Source organism: Leptotrichia sp. HMT-225 (genome assembly GCF_030644325.1).
Lineage (GTDB): Bacteria > Fusobacteriota > Fusobacteriia > Fusobacteriales > Leptotrichiaceae > Leptotrichia > Leptotrichia massiliensis.
Map to the genome: position 1 here is coordinate 1,849,525 of NZ_CP130323.1, position 19,057 is coordinate 1,868,581.

Here is a 19,057-nt window from a genome sequence, read left to right on the forward strand (position 1 = left end):
TCTTTACCTTTATCAAACTCTTATTTATAATATTAAAAACGAACACATTTGTAAATACTCTCAAATTATAATAGCCCAATTCTAGTCAACGGCCACCATCTTACAAGTAATTCACCTTTAATTCTAGGTTCTGCCACAAGCCCAAAATATCTCGTATCTTTACTGTTTGAAGTGTTATCTCCCATAGCCATATAATAATTCTTATCAAGTGTTATAGTTTCACCATTCAACAGTCTCTTAAACAATTCATCATCATACTTAAAGTCCATAATTGGCATAACCATTTCATCTCTTCCTTCTACTTTTAAAGTAAATGTATAATATGTATTTGTCAATATATTTGTTGGGTTAGAATTAAATTCATCATCATTTCCAATTATATCTTTAAAATTCTTATCAGTTTTTATTAAATCCAAAAACTCTTTACCAGTCAGATTTTTAAATCCTTTTCCATCATAGTAGCTTTCCCAGTCTACTTGCCCAATTAAAGTATGGTCTTTGTCTTTCATTTCTCCAAATATTTTGTCAATTGCAACAATTTTATCTAGTTTTACTTTATCTCCTTTTTTAGGAATATAAATTTTGTTGTTCATAAGAAGTCCTTCTGGCAAGTAGGCTTTTTGTGGTGTTACCTTTTCCAAAACTTCTGATTTTTTATCATTTATAAATATAGCTCCACCAACAGTCTGAACTTTATATGAATTAAATTTATTCACTTCCTGATTATATTTTTTCAAATCTTCCCTATATTGTTGATTATCATCTGAAAAAACTGGATAACTTGGCTTATTATCAACATTGGAAATTTCAAATTCATTAATACTCATTTTACCTTTTTCAATTTGAAGCGTTGTTCCTGGTTCTCCGACTATTCTTTTTGTATACATCACTTTATCAGTCATCGGCTCTTTAAATGCAATTATTTGTCCAATTTTAGGATTTGAAAAATGATATTTCACCATATTTGTAAAAACTCTATCTTTCACTAAAATCGTAGGCTCCATTGAACCTGTCGGAATAACGTAATTACCAATATAAAACAATTGGATAACAGCCACTAGAATAACAGCAATCAAAGCATTATCAATTCTTGTTAAAGCTTTTCCAAATGTACTTCTTTTTCTTTCTTCCTTTGCAATTCTTTCATCTACTGAAAGATTGTCATTTGGAAATATCTTTTTAAATATTTCTTCTGTACTTTCTTGTTTTACTCTTGATTCTGTCAATATTTTTTCCAATTTCTTATTATCATGTGTGGCTTCTTTTAAAATCGAGTGTTCTGTAACTTTTTCCTTCGATAAATCTTTAAATAAATAAATAAGAATCAACGAAATTACAACATTTATTATCAAATAAATATAAAAATTTGTATCTAAAATATTAAACATCAATTTCCCTAAAAACAGCATAATTAAATCCAATAAAAAAATCCATTCATGCTGCATTCTAAGTACATAAAATACAACATTTAATCCAAAAACTCCATAAATTCCCCAAACCTTAATCCAAATATTTGGATCTTCAGTTTTATCTACAATTACAAAAAATATCGCCGATATAATCAACGCTACAACTGTTAACAAATTCCCAATCATAGCATTTTTTTGATTTTTCTCAAGTGAGACTTTTTGCAATATTTCATCCTCTTTCACTCTTATCCAATGGATAACCTGCTTTTCTTTAAAAAAGAAAAATAATAGAAATAACGATGCAACAATATAAAATGCTCCCCATAATAACATATTCATAATTTTCTCTCTCCTAATTTGTAATTTTTAAATTTTAAAACTCTCTTTAAAACTGAAACAATAAAAATTATAACATTCAAGTTCACTTTTAAAGTAGCAATTACTGAATTATACATAATTAAACTTTATTTTTTTTTAAATTTTTATTTGCCTAAAATATATTTAATACAGTAAGGTTTATTTTTTTATTAAAATATTAAATTTTTAGTCTGCATAAAAAATAAAAAGCTAGCATTTTGCTAGCCTTGAAGCTACTTTCTAATTTCTTTAATTCTAGCAGCTTTTCCTGATAAGTTTCTCAAGTAGTATAATTTAGATCTTCTTACTTTACCAATTCTCTTAACTTCGATTTTTTCTACTAATGGAGAATTTAAAGGAATGATTCTTTCTACACCGATTCCTGAAGATACTTTTCTAACTGTGAAGTTTTTAGCAACACTTCCACCAGAAACTCTGATAACTACACCTTCAAAAACCTGTATTCTTTCTTTGTTTCCCTCTTTTACTTTGTAGTGAACTGCAACTGTATCCCCTGCTTTAAATTGAGGTACATCAGCCTTCAAGTAATTTTTTTCTACTAATTCGATTAATTTCTCTTTCAAGAAATTCACTCCCTTCTTTCTAAGACATTCTTTCTATCTATACCAATCTTACCGATTCAAAAACTTTTCTTGCTTATAAATCCTTCACAAAACTGGTAGCAACAATAAAAGCGGAATATCTTTTATTCAATAACTTATTAAGTTTATCACATTTTCCATTAATTTTCAATACAATTACAAAATTTTTTTCAATTTTTTCAAAATTTTTAAAATCATATTCTTTTTTCCTAAAATACTTTTTTTAATCTAAATATTTCAAACTCAAAAATTATAATCTTTTTATCAAATATCTATATTAAATTATAAATTTTAAGCAAATTCAAGTTTATTTCAATTTTTCAATCCACTCAGCTTCCTTAAATCCAACCAGAACAAAATCCTTCCCTACCAAAAGTGGTCTTTTCAATACCATTCCATTGCTTGCAAGTAATTCAAACTGTTCATCTTCTGACATCTCTGCCAATTTTTCTTTTAAGTTTAGCTCTTTGTAAACATTCCCGCTTGTATTAAAGAATCTTTTTAACGGCAATCCACTTTCTTTATAATATTTCTTAATATCTTCCTTCGACGGTGTTTCTTCCACAATGTGCTTATATTCATATTCAATCCCATTTTCCTCCAGCCATTTCACAGCCTTTTTACAAGTTGTACATCTTGGGTAGCAATATACTTTGTTCATTTTTTATCTCCTCTTTCAATTTTAATTTTTAAAATCTAAACTTTATTAATTTAATCAATATTTACTGGTTTTTTTAGTCAATAACTTTCTGTAATTTATCACTTAGAACATGTGTTATTGGTTTTTTAGAAATTTTTGTTAAGTATTCTTTTTTTATTAATTGTTCTATATTATTTTTTAGTGTAGGTCTGCTCATATTTATTATTTTACATAGTTCTTTATCTTCTAAATCAGAATTAGAAAAAATATGATTTTGAATATATACAAACATTATATCTTTCTCCAAATCGCTTAAATTGAGATTATTCAAATAATTTCTCGAAAAATTCAATTTTTCTATTTTATCTTCCAGCATTTTAATTATGCTTTCCTGTCCTTTTTTTATTAGTTCCAACATGCCTATAAGAAAAAATGTTATTTCACCAAAATTTTTAGAATTTGAAGTATTCAGAAATAACTTTGAATATTTTTCCTTTTCAGAAAAAATTGCATAAGATAGTGACAATCCCGTAAATACATCTAATTTTCTTGCCAGGTACATTGAGAAAATCAGTCTTCCAAATCGTCCATTTCCATCATAAAACGGATGAATGTATTCAAAATAATAATGAGTAATACAGGCTTTTAACAAGAAATTTATATCTTTTTTATTCATAAATATTATTAGATTTTGAATATGCTTTAGTATCAGGTCTTCATTTGAATCGCCTAAATGAACATTTTTCATGCTCGAATCTGTAACATAAACCAATCCTTTTCTAAATAATTTTCCATCTAATTGATTCTCTGGATTAATCATAATTTCTTCACTAAAAACTTCATCGTATATTTTTCGTATTTCTTCTGCTGAATTAATTTTTTCAATCTTATTTTCTGTTATTTGCTTATATTTTTTTATAATTCCTGAAAATCTATATTTTTTATTGGAATTCATGCTATCATACACATCTTTTTTTGTTGTATGAACTCCTTCAATCCCATTACTTTTTATTATTTCATTAACCATAATTTCTCTTATACAATAATTTAAAGCCACTTTAGGCAGTTCGTTAGACAAATTTAAAATATCTCTACTATTTTGAATTATTTCATCTTGCAACATTAATACATTTTTTATTGGCAAAAAAAATAATTCCACTTCCTCTGAAACTCTTTCTCCTCGTAAAATTGGCGAAATATATAAGGATGTTTTATAAACACATGGATTTTCAAGTCTTTTATTCAATTCTTCTTCAATATTAGCTTTTTGATAGTATAATTTTGACAATTCCAAATAATTATTCATAAAAAAACTCCTATTTTTTAAATATTTATCATATTATACCTTATATTTTTAAAAAAATAAAGTTTTTTCAAGTTAATGCTAAAATTATATTTTTATAATTGAAAATTTTACATTTTTTCATTTTTTAATCCATAAAGTTTAGCGTAATCAAAAATATAGTCTTTTTTAGATATTTTGAATAAATTTATAATTAGAAATATAAAAAATATCTAGATTTTACAAAATTTTAATTAAAAAATCTCCATTTTTGCTCCATTAGACTTGTCTGACAATTCAATACACTTTATCTTTAACAATTGTGTTTAATTCCTTGCGAATAATATTTATTTCATTAGATACTCGAACCTGTTTAAAATACAACTGTTAAAAATTATAAAAATCTAGGGTTTGAGTAAAATAGTTATAGCTTCTGAGTTTAGTTTTAAGGCAGTTTTACTATATATTCAAATTTATATAATTACTGAACAGTTTCATTTCTTTCCAAATTGAAAAACTTCCTACAGTTGAAAATCACTCTCATAATACAAAACTTGATTCATATTTCCTTGCAAAAATTCAACCTTTTCCCTAATTTCCTCAGATACAAACGGCATTTTTATATCTGACAGAGTTTCTTTTAAAGTTTGTGTTAACTCCACTATCTGCACTTTATATTTATCGAGTTTTAAATCATTTGCCATTGATTTTATACAATCTTCAAGAGTTCCAATTTCATCAACTAAATTGATATTTTTGGCTTCACTTCCAAGCCACACTCTTCCCTGTGCAATTTTTTCAAGTTCCTCATCATTCATTCCTCTGGCTACCATTACATGTTCCTTAAACTCGCCATAAACTTCGTCCATATTATGAATTAATTTCTCTTTTGAATCTTCTCCCAGTTTTTCAAACGGATTCAGCATATCAAAGCCAGCACCTTTTCCAAATCCTTCCAAATTAATGTCTAACTTTTTCATTGTTCCTGCAACTTCAGGATACATCATAACAACACCGATTGAGCCTGTCAAAGTAAAGTTATTTGCAAATAATTTTTTTCCAGTTGTGGCAATGTAATAACCACCGCTTGCACATACATCTCCCATTGAAACATATATTGGCACAGTCAATTTTTTTAATTTCTTATATATTTTTTCAGAAACTAAGGCACTTCCACCAGGCGAATTTATTCTTAACACCAACCCTTTCAAATTCTTTATTTCTTTTAATTCTTCCAATTTTTCACATACATTTTCATAAGTAATATTTTTGTTAGGATTTTTCACATCAATAACACCTTCAAGATTCACTACTGCAATCGTATCTTTTGATTTTTCTTTTTTTTCTTTCAACATTCCTATGTAATCTTCAATCGAAACAGTGTCTTCCTCATAATTTATCCCAATCTCATCATAATCAACAACACCATCAATCAATTTATACTCCAAAGCCTTTTTCGTTCCAGCAAAAATCAAATTTCCAGTTAATATTTCATTTTCAATATCAATGCCTCTTTTACTTTTTACCAGTTCCACAAAATCTTCAAAAACTTTATCCTTTATATTTTTAATTGATTCCTTTTTCTCTTCTGACATTTGGTTATGGCTATATTTTTCTCCAGCCACCTTATAATCACCAATATGAAGCACATTCATCTTTATCCCAAACTTTTCCAGAAACGACTTCAAATAAAATTCCTTATGCAAATATCCCCTAAAAATAAGAGTTGACTGCCTTGTATCAAACATAAAAATCTTATCCGCAAGCAAAGCCTCTCTATATCGACTTTCCTCAAAAAGCGTACCTATTGCCACTACTTCCTTATTTTTCCTAATCTTGTCAAAAATTTTAGAAATTTCTTCCAGCTGTGAAAGTGTCAAATTTAACTTATCCACATCAATAATTACTTTTTTTATATTCTTATCTTCCGCAAGATTATTTAATCCTTGCAATATTTGATAATACGATAATTTCTCTTTCCCCTTTAATGCAGGCATAGCCACATCTTCCTTTAATTTTTTCACATCAAAAACAACAGTTTTTACTTTTTTTAAAGGCAATTTCTTCTTATTTTTTACTCTAAGAATCTTCTTTACAAAAATTAAACTTAAAATTACACACAAAATAAGCATTATTACTATTTCTAACAACATTTTCAAAATAAACATCATATCAACTCCTTCTTGCTATTATTTTTCTTTTCCTAAAATTATATCAAATCTTTTTTCAATATTTTGAGGAAAATTTGTTACTTTTTTATATTTTTTTACCATTTTCTGTAAGGATATTAAATTAAAATCAACCTTTAATTCACTAAACATCTGAAATATTAATGTCTCATTTTTTAACAAAAAAGTTATTGAGGAAATCATAGAAAACAAGTCATTAATTCCTATTTTATTTTTATAATCATTTTTCCCTATAAATTGATTTGGAAGAAAATTTTTAATATTCTTCAATTTCAAATTGTTACCTTTAGCTCTATAGGTTATTACTTTTAAATTATGGGCAATTCTATTTCTAAACTTTCTTACGATAGTAATTGAATTTTTTAATAGTTCTACTAATTCTTCATCTTTGAGTTGACTCGCATTATTACAATATTCTTTTGCTATCTCCAGCTTATCTTCTAATTTTAAAAAGGAATATAAATCAATAATGTCTGTAAAATTAACATTTTTAAATAATATCCAAGCTGGAATATGATTATGATATTTTTTATAATATTCTGTAGGATCATTTTTATACTTATTATCTGTTGCTACTGCCAAAATTGCTTTTAAGGTTTGATTTCTTTTTTCTCTTCTTTGAAAATTAATAGGCAAATAGTAGTTTTTTTCATTTAAATACTGTTCAATCGAAATTCCGTATTTCCTTGATATAAGGTATGCCATTTTTGTTTTAAATATATTTTCTACATAGACACTATACTTAAACAATGTATTTTGAATATTTTTATCTAATATTTTGAAAAGAAACAAATCTATAATATCTGTGTTTTCTTCAAATATTTCAGAATCTTTCTCAAAAAAGATTCTTTAGAACCATTAATCAAATTATAATATGAAATCGTACTTAAAAGTTCTAAAGCAAAATTTTCATTTTTTATATTTAGTTTATATTTATTTTTTAATATTTCTATTTGCTCTTTATAAGTTTTAAAAGGTTTATCATACACAATTTCTCCCATTTCCCCCTCCACAAAAAAATCCACTACGCATAATGGATTAGATAGTCCTGTAATAAAATTACATCTGACCAAGTTATTTTCTATGCATATTATAGTATAGAATTTTTCAATTGTCAATCATTTTTTTAATTAATTTTTTATAATTTACAGTTCAATTAACAACTTCTTCAATTCATTCATTTTATCCCTCAATTTAATAGCTTCTTCAAAATTAAGCTCTTCAGCCAGTTTTTTAATTTGCTTATCGAGCTTCTTGATTTCCTTTTCCACGTCTTTTTCGCTCTTATACTGCTTAATTGCTTTGTTTGCTTCATTTTCTTTTTTGATTTCATAGTCTACGATTGACTCTGCGATTTCTCTTACGATTGATTTTGGATTAATGTTGTTTTCCAAGTTGTATTTTTCCTGAACTTCACGCCGTCTGTTTACTTCGTCAATAGCTTCCTGCATAGAGCCTGTTATTCTGTCAGCATATAAGATAACATGTCCTTCCACGTTTCTTGCGGCACGTCCCATTGTCTGAATTAAAGATCTTCTCGAACGTAAATACCCTTCCTTGTCTGCTTCCAATATTGCCACTAATGATACTTCTGGAATATCCAGCCCTTCCCTCAGCAAGTTTATTCCAACCAGAACATCAAATTCACCTTTCCTCAAGCCTCTTATTATCTCTGTTCTTTCTAGCGTGTCAATGTCAGAGTGCATATATTTTACTTTTATTCCGTATTCCAAATAGTAATCTGTCAGTTCTTCTGCCATTTTTTTTGTCAAGGTTGTAACTAAAATTCGTTCTTTTCTTGCCGTTCTTGTTTTTATTTCATCCATCAAATCATCAATTTGATTTTTTGTTTCACGAATGTCGATACTTGGCTCTACAATTCCTGTTGGACGAACAAGCTGCTCTACAACTTCGCCATTTGAATGTTCCAGCTCGTAATCACTTGGAGTGGCTGAAATATACACAGCTTGTGGAACTTTTTCAAAAAATTCCTCAAATTTCAACGGACGATTATCATAAGCACTTGGAAGCCTGAATCCATTGTCAATTAAAGACTGCTTTCTTGCCCTATCTCCCTTATACATCCCATTTATCTGCGGAACTGAAATGTGCGACTCATCCAGAAATACGACTAAATCCTCTGGAAAATAGTCAATTAACGTATCAGGCGCTTCCCCTTCACTCTTTCCTGTCAAATATCTAGAATAGTTTTCCACACCTTTACAATAACCAATTTCCTCAATCATTTCCAAATCATATTTCGTTCTTTGCTCAATTCTCTGTGCTTCCAGCAGTTTTCCCTCTTTCTGGAAAAAATGCACTCTTTCTTCCATTTCCTTTTTTATTGCCTCAAACATCACTTTTGTATCTTCATTTGTCAAATAGTGAGTCGCAGGCATTATTGTGATTCTTTTTATATTTCTAATTTTCTGTCCAGTAAGCGTATTAATCTCTGAAATGCTTTCCAAATCATCTCCAAAAAATTCAAAACGGTATCCTGTATCCTGATAAGACGGATGTAAATCAAGAATATCCCCCTTCACACGGAATTTTCCACGCTCAAAGGCAATGTCATTTCTCTCGTATCTAAGTGAAATAAGCCTTTTTATAAGCTCATTTCTCTCAAATCCTGTTTCCACATCAATCGGAATCGATCTCTTTTTATATGCCTCTGGAGACCCTAATCCATAAATTGCCGAAACCGAAGCCACAATAATAACATCTCTTCTATTCAAAAGTGCCGCTGTTGCTGCGTGCCGCAATTTATCAATTTCATCATTGATTGAAGAATCCTTTTCAATATACGTATCAGTCTGCATAATATATGCTTCAGGCTGGTAATAATCGTAATAAGACACAAAATACTCAACAGCATTTTCAGGAAAAAACTGCTTGTATTCATTGTAAAGCTGTGCTGCAAGCGTCTTATTCGGTGCCATTATCAAAGCTGGACGATTTATTTTCTCAATAACATTCGCAACTGTAAATGTCTTTCCCGATCCCGTAACCCCAAGCAAAATCTGATCTGTAATACCATCTTCCAAGTTTTCCACAATTTTTTGGATAGCCTGAGGCTGATCTCCAGTCGGCTGAAATTTTGAATGTATTTTAAAATCCATCTCTATTTTTCTTCCTTTCAATACAAATCTTTTGGTTATTTATAAAAGTTTATAAACTTTCAAATAATACAATTTTTCATTTTTTATTTTTTTATTTTTTATTATTTTCTGACAAACCCCTGCTATAGTAATACTAACCCCCATTTAAATAACGAATTTATTACAATCTTTTCTAACAAAGGATAAAAAACAATTTAGTTGAATGATTATGAATTAGCTATCAAACAACCTTATTATAAAAATTTATTCCTATTTTTAAATAGGGTTTAATATAAAGATTGTTATTATTCAATTTTTATAATTATTTAATATAACCTAAAAATAAAATTATTTCCCATAACCCATTTCATCAAGAAATTTCTTATTCTTTCTCCATTTTTTCTTAACTTTTACCCACAATTTTAAATTAACCTTCAAATCAATTAAATGCTCAATCTCACGTCTAGCCTCTATCCCAATTTTCTTAAGCATAGTTCCATCTTTTCCAATAATAATTCCTTTTTGGCTATCTCTTTCAACATAAATATTTATATCATATTTCCTAATCGCAGGCTTTGTTTCCACATTAATAATTTCCACAGCCACGCTATGTGGAATTTCATCTTTTGTATGATGTAAAATTTTCTCTCTGACTGTTTCCACAACGATTTTATTTACTGGCAAATCTGTATAGTAATCTTCTGGATAAAACCATACATCATTTGACAAATATTTCTCAGCAACTTCAAATATTTTATGAATCCCAATCGCATATTCCGCCGTAAGAGTTATTATCTCATCAAATTCTCCCAATTTTTCACGAATTTCCTTTTTCTTTTCCTCAATTTCCTCATCCGACATTTTATCAATTTTGTTAATAACAAGTACAATTGGTGTCTTTACACTTCTCACATTTTCATTAACAAACATATCCCCAGTTGAAATTTCCTGTGTCCCATCCAGCATAAACATTATCAAATCAACATTTTCTAGTGCTTCTAGTGCCACATTAGTCATGTGTTCCCCAAGCAAATGTTTAGGTTTGTGAATCCCTGGCGTATCCACAAATATAAACTGATCTTCATTAATATTTACAATTCCCTTTATCTGATCTCTAGTCGTCCCAGCCTTATCCGACACAATCGCAACTTTTTCTTTCACAAGCTTATTCATAAGCGTGGACTTCCCAACATTTGGACGCCCAACAATTGTTATAAATCCTGACTTCATTCTTTCTCCAATTCTATTTTTTTAATTTAATTATGATAATAAATTTATTTAACAATTTATGTTATAAATTCAATTCTTAAATGTTTAACTAAGTAATTTTTATCTAAATAACAGTTTTTTTGGATAAAATAATTTGTTGTTAATAAATATTTTTTCTATAATTTATATATATTTTTTTATACATAAAAGGGAGCAGACACCATCCTCTTTTATTTCGCAATATTAGTTATTTTAATTTCTTCAAATTACAATATTTTTAGATATAGGCAAAAGTGCTACGCACCAATCCCAGCTTGTCTAAGTATTTTTAATTTAATTATAACAATTATTTTGATTAGGAAATTATAATTATTCAAAATAATCTGTAAAAACTTTAATAAGCAAAATTTCGTTAGAAGAAAAATAGCTGTTTGAGCTTTTGGAACAATTTTAAGTTGTACAAAGTTGTTTGTATTAGAATAATATAAATTCAAAAGCGAGTTCTATTTTTCTTTTATAAGAAAGTTTTGCGTTAAGCGTGGGTGCAGGGAGATGGCGTCTGATCTCCCTGCTTAAATAAACATAAAATAAAAAAACTAAAATAATCTAAACTTATGAAAATTACTTTGTTGAATATTTAAAGAAAAAACTTATAAAGTAATTTATTAAAAAATCTATTTTTTATATTTTTTTAACAAATTCCGATTTCAGTTTCATTGCACCAAAACCATCTATTTTACAATCAATGTTATGAATCCCATCATCGATTAATCTTATATTTTTAACTTTTGTCCCTCTCTTCAAGTCTGATGATGCACCTTTTACTTTCAAATCCTTAATAATTGTAACGCTGTCCCCATCCTGTAAAATATTTCCGTTTGAATCTTTTACAACATTTTCCTTACTGTTTTCTTCCCCATTTTCAGACCATTCGTAAAAGCATTCTGGACAAACTAGCATATTTCCATCCTCATAAACATATACTGATCCGCATTTTGGACAATTTGGTAAACTCATATTCTATCTCTCCCTTTCAAATTTTATTATTTTTTTATCATATCATTATACCACGAAACAGGAACTTATAAAATATGTTTATTATCATAATTTTCATTTATACTGCTAATAACATTCTCAAATCTATTTCTATAATTATTTTATTGCTTAGTATTAAAAGAACTTGAATACATATCAATTTTTGCAGTAAACAAGGGCATTACAAAAAATGTTATAAAAAATAACATTCCATAATATGCAAAAACCGTCCACAACGGTACTTTTCCATTGATACTAATTTGTAAAAGTGGAATTTTGCTTCCAGCGTAAATGAATCCTTCAAAAGCCTTAAAAATAACTTCTGTAATAAAAACTACTATTCCATTAAATAAAGATAATTTAAAAATATTTAAAAGCACTGCAAAAAATAAACATTGTATAACAACAGTTCCAATCGGTATTCCCACAATGTTTAGTAAAAATGAAAATAATGGCAGTTTTTCAAAATAATACAAAAATAAAGGAATACTCGTAATTTGTATTGTTAAACTTAAAAATATCAAATCTACAGTATTTTTCAATACTTCGTTTTTTATTTTATCCAAAATCTTTTTTTCATAAAATTTCTTAAATTCAGGATTGACAAAAATTATTGCTATAACAGCTGCATATGAAAGTTGCATAGAAATATCAAAAAGTGAATATGGATTTAGCACAATTATAACAATAAATGACACCAAAAGAGATTTTTTACTGTCTTCCTGCTCAAATAAAATCCTTGCCAAAATCATCATTGCTCCCATAATATAGGCACGCAAAATTCCTGGCGAGAATCCAATTAATGCACAGTAAAAAGTAAGTGCCACAAGTGCCATCAAATACTTAAACCTGTACCCTAGCAACAGCCCGTCCAAAATTTTCACAATTCCAATAACAACAAGACTAATATGAGTTCCAGAAATTACAATCAAATGAGCCAGTCCTGTATATTTAAACTTATCCTTCATATCCTTAGAAACCTCTGCCTTTTCTCCCAAAACTGCAGCACGTGAAAAAGCATACAAATTTTCTTCTGTTATAAACAAATTATCAAAAATCTCCAAAATATATTTACGAACTTCATTTAATCGTGATTCTTTATATCCTAATACTTTCCCTTCAAGCTTAATATTGCCATTTTTATTTACAACTTTTCTAATTTTGTACCGCATAAGATAAAATCCATATTCAAGCCCCTTCTTATTTTCAATGCTCGCTTGACTTTTCAAATATTTGTTATTAACCTTCAAAACACTTCCACGATTTCCGTCAATTTTCACATAAAGAGTCTTTTCACCAGAAAGTTCCCCCTTAAAAGTAACAAAATTCAGATAAAACACAAACAAAAAAATTCCTACCAAAATTAAAATCCCAAATTGCCAAGTTCTTTTCACTTCTTCAATTCCTATTTCTATATTAAAAAACCTTACTAAATTTTGTTTCCTGCGTGAAAGTTCAGATTTTATATACTTTTTTCTAGCTTCTTTTTCTCTGAATTTCTGCATTTCCAAAATATATTTGTCAAATTCCTTATTTTCAAATTTAGTTACATTTTCTTGAGTTTCATTACTTCCACTATTTTTATTTATTTTTGTATTCCCATAATTTTTAAAATTTTCTTTTCTATTCGTTTTTTTCACAATTTTACGAAATCTTATATTCTCAAAATCTCTTTTTTTACTGTTTTGTCTAGTTGCTGTATTATTCTCAACATTTCCCCCATTTTTCATTTAAATTTCCTCCTCCCACAAGTTAGCCTTTGAATAGTCATCCGAAAGATTAATTGGCTTTTTAGCCCTGTAAATACTTATAATCGGATATTTCGCCGCATTTATTGTGTTTGTAGAAATCCTGTAATAAATTTTTTCTCCCTTTTTATCCAGCAAATAAACGGAAAATCCTTTTTCAAAATTCCCTTCATTTGTGGTACGTCTTCTAAAATCAGCATTTTTATTAGAATTATTTGTCATATAAGATAAGCTGTTAGAAATCTCCATTTTATCGATAATATCCTTCTGCCCATTTTTCTCATCCAAAAAATAAGCTATCTTTTCAGATATTTTAAAATCCAGCACATATTCCTTCCTGTTGTGCTGTGCATACTGCTGAATTTTTCTAATAAACTGGCTGATATTTCTCTTTTGAATTGCAAACTCCTGATTCTGCCTCTGTTTCTGCAAATTCACAGAAACCACCGTAAACAAAACTGCCATAATTGAAATGTATAACAAAACCTCAATGAGTGTAAAACCATTGTTATTCCCCTTTATTCTCATTTTTCCCCCTTTTAAAAAATTATTTTTATATAAAATTTAATTTTTAATTAATATTATTATACATCATTTTTTGAAAAAATCAAATTATTTCTTTTTAAAATATATTTACAAAAAAATTCCTCATTCGATGAATAAGAAACTTTTTCCACAATTTTATATCTCATAACTATAATCAATATACAGATTGTTTCCTTCTACAATACAATTATTAAATACTAATTTACTATTTTTTTTAATTTCATATTTTTGTTTTATCTCAAAAAGTATTTGATTTTCAACTTCTACTATTTCTATCGCTTCACAATTTTGATTTAAAATTCTGACAAAAATGGAAAACTGATAATCTTCATAAAAATGTTTTATTCCATTTATTTTTATTTCCGAATCTCTTGGAGAAACCTGATTAATTGAATCAAGATAACTTGTTGGCATATTTAAATTTTCCAATTCTGCTTTGTTTATCCAAAATAATTTTCCGCCATCTTCATCAAACAAAATATCTGGAATAAATTTTATCTTACAAATATAAGGAACAATCAATATTTTTTTATTATTCACACTTAAAAAACAAGGTTCCAATCCTTTTTCCACATCCACTTTTATTTCTGATTCTTCCAAAAACTCTTGTTTTAATCTGCTTTCCAAATCACTATGACTTTTTTCCAGCTTTCCTCCCAGCAGTTCATATTCGTTCCTTTCATTCTGCCTCAATAAAAAATTTCCATCTATACTCACAATTCCTTTTACTGACACAGCATTCATAAATTTCCCCTTTTCCTTAACTAAATAATTATTCTCCGTTTTTTAAACAACTTTATTTTCCAAATTTTATAAACTTTTCTCTGCTTCATCAATAGTCTTGTAACCTTTTTCCAGTACAATATTTTCCAAATTATTTTCTGCCAAGTTTACATTATTTGTAACACAACTTTGGATATACTCGTAATATAATTTCAATGTTTTCACTGAATATGAAGACAACTCACCTTTTAAATAAGTTTCAATTGAAGTATGATTTGGTGTGTCAAATTCAGAATGAAGCGGTCGCCCTTTTGCTGTAACTTTTGGATATTTTTGTATTATTTCTTCTTCCCAATGCAAATAAATTTCTACTATTTTTTGTACCAGCTCTTCCTTTTCTGGCGAGATTTCAGGCAAGTAATCCTTGATTATTTCGTATTCTTTTGGAACGCTGTATTTCATCATTCTGGCATATTTGTCCTGAACAATGTTTTCACCACGATGTTTTGCCAAAATCAAGTCTTCCAGATAACTTTCCAAAATTTCATCAGGCAATGTTTCCCATTGGCTTCTTCTCATAATCTCAAATTCCTGAGGATTATCCTGACATTCTGCTCTTCCTTCCGTATGATGCACATTTTGAAAAAATTCCCATTCCCTTTTTAAAATTTGTCTAATAAAACTTTCTTTTTTGCTAATTTCTCTTTCCATTTTCGATTCTCCTATTTTAAAATCCAATATTCTTTAATTTTGTTGATTGTTTTTTAAACTTTATATTTTAATCCATGGCAGGATTCCAGTTTCTTAATTTCTCATCTTCTATTTTATTTTGCACAAAAGGTCCATAATCCTGTAAAAAGTCACTTGTTAATTGTCTTGGAACAATATCTTGATTTTTCATTTCCGAAATTACATCGGCACTTATTTCTTCAATAATTTGAAATTTTCGATTAATCGCACCAGTTGGCAATTTTACCAGTTCTTCAGTTAGAAAATAAGTTTTTTCTCCCAAAATTTTCAAATTTTTTAAAGCTCTTGGCATCCATTTGTAAAAAAGTTTATATTTTTTATTTAATAAAAAAATCATATGTATCGCCTCATTTATAAACTCAGTTTCCGCAAGCCTTGCTGCCACAATTTCATTCCTTTTCATGCACCGTAAATAGTTATACTGCCCAGATTGTGCCATTTTCATACATCTTGTGGCAATTTTGTTAAGCCGTATATCTTCTGGAAAATATTTTTCTAAATCATTTCTAATTTTTGTAAATTGTCCTGAATTATCCATAAAAATTTCTCCATTAACCGCCGTTGCTAGCAATTCTTCTGGGATTAATCGCCAATCATACAAATTATCAGGTGCCTTTACATCTCCCAAAAACTTGAAAAACCAGTCTTCCATATTAAGGATACCACGCCGTCCATCTCCAAACTCGCTCACATTCAATGCTCTAAATCCCAAAAATTCCTTTGGCAATTCATTAAGCCTTTTTTGCAAATTTAGTCCATATTTTTCATAATCTTCTGAACTTAGCCAAATACAGCAGGACGGTCCAAAATCATGATCCTGTGAAATCTCATCATCAAACCCAAAACACTCCGAACCTTCCCCCGCAAGTCCAGCCGCCATTTTTTCAAAAACTTCTGGAAATTCACTTTTTATAACTGGAAGATAAACTTCTTCAAAATATTTTTTAGAAAGTTCCAGTCCTTTTATTTTATTTGAATCCATTTTTTCTCCTTCTTCCATCTAAACCATTTTTTCCTTCACAACTTCAATATTTTCCAAAATATTTTTGTAATTATTGCTTTCTTTACCAAACGTCTTTTCACAAATTTCAGCACTTTCTTCAAATAATTCCAATGCTTTTTCATATTCATTTTCTGCAAAATAAAAAGTTGCCATATTGTTAAGGATTGCTGCATACAAGTTATGAGTTTTTCCAACTTCCTTTTCGATCAGTTCCAGTGATTTTTGCAAGTATTCTTCTGCTTTTTCTTTATTTTTTACTTTCAAGTAAGGCTGTACAAGGTTACTTAGCGTAATTGCATACTGAATAGGATTTTCTCCAACTTTTTCCAATACTTCCAGACTTTTTTCCTGCAACTCAATCGCTTCCTCGTATCTTTCAAGCTCCTGATAAAATAAAGCCAAATTATTGCACACGCTCGCATAAACATAGTCATTCTGCAAATTATTACTTTCATAAATTTTCATAGTATTAAGGTACATATCTTCAGTTTCATCATATTTTTTCATAAACCTGTAAACTTCAGCTAGGTTCAGGCTGCAAGTCGCATACGGAATACTGTCCTTGCCATATTTTTTCTCAATAAAGCCTTGTGCCTTCAGCAAAGCATCTTTTGCCGTATCAAACTCTCCAACATATTTAAGAGTTCCCCCAACTTCATTCAAAATTTTAATATTTTCATCACTTTCCTCACCAAAAACATCTTCTGTAAGTTCTGCTAACTCCTTTAATACTTTAACCTCTTCCACAACATTCCCCTGTTGCATAAGTTCTTTTCTCAAGTTTGTCAATTCATTTATTCTAACTTTTTTTTCAAATATATTTGACATTTTGTATTTCTCCTTTATCTTAGAATTTATTGCTTAACTTTAGTATTACAAAAATATAATTTGAATACATTTCAATTTTAAATTTATTATTTATAACAAAAGTTTACCATACAAAATTACAATCTGCAACAGTATTAAAAATAATTTTAAGATTTCAAAATAGTTTTACTATAAAATAAAATTATGTTGTTGAAATAAAAAAACTCCTATTATATAATTAAAATAGATTAAATATTTTTATAGGAAAGAAGGAAAGATAAAATGAATAAAGAAAAAATTGATTTTAAGTACCATCATATAAAGCATTATAAATATCAGGCACAATCAAAGAAAACCTTGATAACTTCAATTTTGCTGACACTGTTTTTTGCTTTAGTTGAATTGTTCGGCGGAATATTTAGTGGCTCGCTTGCGCTTATTTCAGATTCATTTCATATGTTTTCGGATGTTGTTGCACTTTTGTTCAGCATTATAGCAGTATTTTATTCAGCCAAAAAGCCAAACAAGAATTTTACTTACGGATTTTTGAGAATTGAGATAATTTCTGCATTCATAAATGGACTGGCTCTTATGATAATTTCAGTCGGAATAGTTATTGAGGCTGTAAAACGGCTTTTCAATCCAGAGCATGTTGATTTTTTTACAATGTTCACAATTGCAGTAATCGGACTTTTGGTTAATATAATACTTATGTTTGTACTTATGAAAAGTTTGAAAAAAGAAAAAAATCTTAATGTGAAAAGTGCTTTGTGGCATTTTTTAGGCGATACGTTAAATTCTGTTGGAGTCATAATTGCGGCGATTATTTTGAAATTAACTAACCTTGTTATTTTTGACATAATAATAAGTGTGATTATAAGTGTTGTTATTTTTACTGGCGGATTAAAAATTGCAAAAGAGGCGTTTTTTATCTTAATGGAAGCTGTTCCCAGTGATTTAGACATTAACGAAATTCATGCTAAAATTTTGACAATTGATAAAATAAAAGATATTCATGAATTCCATTTATGGAATATTTCTGAAGAAAATATAAGTATCTCATTTCATATTTTACTTGATGAGTACGATGGTGTAAATGATTACGAAATTGTAAATGATGTAGTAAAAATTTTAAAAAATGAATACGGAATAGAGCATGTGACAGTTCAAATTGAAAATCCTGAAATAAATCCACATCTTTAGTTCTTTTTTTAATATTGCCTGAAATCAAACTATAAAAGAAAAAACATAGCCTTCAGACTTTCTACTAATCTGTCAGCTATGTTTTTCAATTAATTAAGAATAAATTTTGTTATCTTCTTGTGCAAGATTTTTCAATACCATTAGGTCCTCTATAAATGGCATCTTTTCCACCTTTAAAGAATTCTACATTTCCATTTTTAGAAACATATCTTGATCCACTACCTGATACTGCTACTTTAAGATTATAAACATTCCCTGCTTTAGTCACTACTCTAGCAGCATTTGTTGCTGGATAAGAAACTGTTATTCTTTCAGAACCGCAAGTATATGATTCTGAAGCTACCTTTCTTGCAGCGGGTCTTTTCTTAGCTGTTGCAGCAAAACTCATTCCTCCAATTAATGTCATTACAGACAATACTAACATAGATTTTTTCATTAATTTCATCTTCATCATTC

Annotated in this window: 18 protein-coding genes; 1 reads left to right on the top strand and 17 read right to left on the bottom strand. The window is 28.4% G+C overall.

All coding sequences use genetic code 11. From position 1 onward, the window contains the following. Positions 1 to 65 precede the first annotated feature (65 nt). The 16 genes from lepB to QU666_RS09030 form a co-directional block, all read right to left on the bottom strand. Positions 66 to 1,748 (bottom strand): signal peptidase I, encoded by a 1,683-nt coding sequence (gene lepB / locus QU666_RS08955; RefSeq protein WP_021768285.1) that lies wholly within the window; start codon positions 1,746 to 1,748, stop codon positions 66 to 68. A gap of 251 nt (positions 1,749 to 1,999) precedes the next feature. Further along, positions 2,000 to 2,350, bottom strand: a complete 351-nt coding sequence (gene rplS / locus QU666_RS08960) for a 50S ribosomal protein L19 (RefSeq protein WP_021768283.1) — start codon at positions 2,348 to 2,350, stop codon at positions 2,000 to 2,002. Positions 2,351 to 2,675: 325 nt separating this feature from the next. After that, a complete protein-coding gene (locus tag QU666_RS08965; RefSeq protein WP_021768282.1) occupies positions 2,676 to 3,029 on the bottom strand; it encodes an arsenate reductase family protein in 354 nt (117 codons plus the stop codon). A gap of 73 nt (positions 3,030 to 3,102) precedes the next feature. Then, entirely contained in the window at positions 3,103 to 4,314 is a 1,212-nt protein-coding gene (locus QU666_RS08970) for a Fic family protein (RefSeq protein WP_021768281.1), read from the bottom strand. Between the two features lie 497 nt (positions 4,315 to 4,811). Then, on the bottom strand, positions 4,812 to 6,458 hold the full coding sequence (gene sppA / locus QU666_RS08975) for a signal peptide peptidase SppA (RefSeq protein ID WP_036069955.1): 1,647 nt from the start codon (positions 6,456 to 6,458) through the stop codon (positions 4,812 to 4,814). Between the two features lie 21 nt (positions 6,459 to 6,479). Then, entirely contained in the window at positions 6,480 to 7,271 is a 792-nt protein-coding gene (locus QU666_RS08980) for an Abi family protein (protein ID WP_021768391.1), read from the bottom strand. A gap of 2 nt (positions 7,272 to 7,273) precedes the next feature. Next, positions 7,274 to 7,480, bottom strand: a complete 207-nt coding sequence (locus QU666_RS08985; RefSeq protein ID WP_049756109.1) for a hypothetical protein — start codon at positions 7,478 to 7,480, stop codon at positions 7,274 to 7,276. A 144-nt stretch (positions 7,481 to 7,624) separates the two neighbouring features. After that, positions 7,625 to 9,598, bottom strand: a complete 1,974-nt coding sequence (uvrB, locus tag QU666_RS08990; RefSeq protein WP_021768393.1) for an excinuclease ABC subunit UvrB — start codon at positions 9,596 to 9,598, stop codon at positions 7,625 to 7,627. Between the two features lie 327 nt (positions 9,599 to 9,925). After that, positions 9,926 to 10,807: a GTPase Era gene (gene era / locus QU666_RS08995; RefSeq protein ID WP_021768394.1), complete on the bottom strand. Its 882-nt coding sequence runs from the start codon at positions 10,805 to 10,807 to the stop codon at positions 9,926 to 9,928. A gap of 660 nt (positions 10,808 to 11,467) precedes the next feature. Continuing rightward, positions 11,468 to 11,803 (bottom strand): zinc ribbon domain-containing protein YjdM, encoded by a 336-nt coding sequence (locus tag QU666_RS09000; RefSeq protein WP_021768395.1) that lies wholly within the window; start codon positions 11,801 to 11,803, stop codon positions 11,468 to 11,470. A 140-nt stretch (positions 11,804 to 11,943) separates the two neighbouring features. Continuing rightward, positions 11,944 to 13,551 carry a ComEC/Rec2 family competence protein gene (locus tag QU666_RS09005; RefSeq protein ID WP_021768396.1) on the bottom strand — a complete coding sequence of 536 codons (1,608 nt, stop codon included), beginning with the start codon at positions 13,549 to 13,551 and terminating at the stop codon, positions 11,944 to 11,946. Then, positions 13,552 to 14,097 (bottom strand): type II secretion system protein, encoded by a 546-nt coding sequence (locus QU666_RS09010; protein ID WP_021768397.1) that lies wholly within the window; start codon positions 14,095 to 14,097, stop codon positions 13,552 to 13,554. A gap of 153 nt (positions 14,098 to 14,250) precedes the next feature. Further along, complete coding sequence (locus QU666_RS09015) at positions 14,251 to 14,859, bottom strand: hypothetical protein (protein ID WP_021768859.1); 609 nt, start codon at positions 14,857 to 14,859, stop codon at positions 14,251 to 14,253. A gap of 66 nt (positions 14,860 to 14,925) precedes the next feature. Continuing rightward, positions 14,926 to 15,549 (bottom strand): DUF4125 family protein, encoded by a 624-nt coding sequence (locus QU666_RS09020; RefSeq protein WP_036070416.1) that lies wholly within the window; start codon positions 15,547 to 15,549, stop codon positions 14,926 to 14,928. 67 nt (positions 15,550 to 15,616) lie between these two features. After that, positions 15,617 to 16,570, bottom strand: coding sequence for a DUF4037 domain-containing protein (locus QU666_RS09025; protein WP_036070422.1), 954 nt, complete (start codon positions 16,568 to 16,570; stop codon positions 15,617 to 15,619). 18 nt (positions 16,571 to 16,588) lie between these two features. Next, positions 16,589 to 17,419 (bottom strand): tetratricopeptide repeat protein, encoded by an 831-nt coding sequence (locus QU666_RS09030; RefSeq protein ID WP_021768856.1) that lies wholly within the window; start codon positions 17,417 to 17,419, stop codon positions 16,589 to 16,591. A 261-nt stretch (positions 17,420 to 17,680) separates the two neighbouring features. On the opposite strand from QU666_RS09030, the gene QU666_RS09035 reads away from it, so the two are divergent. After that, positions 17,681 to 18,601, top strand: a complete 921-nt coding sequence (locus QU666_RS09035; RefSeq protein WP_021768855.1) for a cation diffusion facilitator family transporter — start codon at positions 17,681 to 17,683, stop codon at positions 18,599 to 18,601. Between the two features lie 109 nt (positions 18,602 to 18,710). Here QU666_RS09035 and QU666_RS09040 read toward each other — a convergent pair whose 3' ends face one another. Then, a complete protein-coding gene (locus QU666_RS09040) occupies positions 18,711 to 19,046 on the bottom strand; it encodes an MliC family protein (RefSeq protein ID WP_036070413.1) in 336 nt (111 codons plus the stop codon). Positions 19,047 to 19,057 lie beyond the last annotated feature (11 nt).

Bases quoted from the DNA above. Each gene is read 5' to 3' on its own strand.
- lepB (WP_021768285.1), bottom strand. From the start codon at position 1,748: ATGAATATGTTATTATGGGGAGCATTTTATATTGTTGCATCGTTATTT.
- QU666_RS08965 (WP_021768282.1), bottom strand. From the start codon at position 3,029: ATGAACAAAGTATATTGCTACCCAAGATGTACAACTTGTAAAAAGGCT.
- QU666_RS08970 (WP_021768281.1), bottom strand. From the start codon at position 4,314: ATGAATAATTATTTGGAATTGTCAAAATTATACTATCAAAAAGCTAAT.
- sppA (WP_036069955.1), bottom strand. From the start codon at position 6,458: ATGTTTATTTTGAAAATGTTGTTAGAAATAGTAATAATGCTTATTTTG.
- QU666_RS08985 (WP_049756109.1), bottom strand. From the start codon at position 7,480: ATGGGAGAAATTGTGTATGATAAACCTTTTAAAACTTATAAAGAGCAA.
- uvrB (WP_021768393.1), bottom strand. From the start codon at position 9,598: ATGGATTTTAAAATACATTCAAAATTTCAGCCGACTGGAGATCAGCCT.
- era (WP_021768394.1), bottom strand. From the start codon at position 10,807: ATGAAGTCAGGATTTATAACAATTGTTGGGCGTCCAAATGTTGGGAAG.
- QU666_RS09000 (WP_021768395.1), bottom strand. From the start codon at position 11,803: ATGAGTTTACCAAATTGTCCAAAATGCGGATCAGTATATGTTTATGAG.
- QU666_RS09005 (WP_021768396.1), bottom strand. From the start codon at position 13,551: ATGAAAAATGGGGGAAATGTTGAGAATAATACAGCAACTAGACAAAAC.
- QU666_RS09010 (WP_021768397.1), bottom strand. From the start codon at position 14,097: ATGAGAATAAAGGGGAATAACAATGGTTTTACACTCATTGAGGTTTTG.
- QU666_RS09015 (WP_021768859.1), bottom strand. From the start codon at position 14,859: ATGAATGCTGTGTCAGTAAAAGGAATTGTGAGTATAGATGGAAATTTT.
- QU666_RS09020 (WP_036070416.1), bottom strand. From the start codon at position 15,549: ATGGAAAGAGAAATTAGCAAAAAAGAAAGTTTTATTAGACAAATTTTA.
- QU666_RS09025 (WP_036070422.1), bottom strand. From the start codon at position 16,570: ATGGATTCAAATAAAATAAAAGGACTGGAACTTTCTAAAAAATATTTT.
- QU666_RS09030 (WP_021768856.1), bottom strand. From the start codon at position 17,419: ATGTCAAATATATTTGAAAAAAAAGTTAGAATAAATGAATTGACAAAC.
- QU666_RS09035 (WP_021768855.1), top strand. From the start codon at position 17,681: ATGAATAAAGAAAAAATTGATTTTAAGTACCATCATATAAAGCATTAT.
- QU666_RS09040 (WP_036070413.1), bottom strand. From the start codon at position 19,046: ATGAAATTAATGAAAAAATCTATGTTAGTATTGTCTGTAATGACATTA.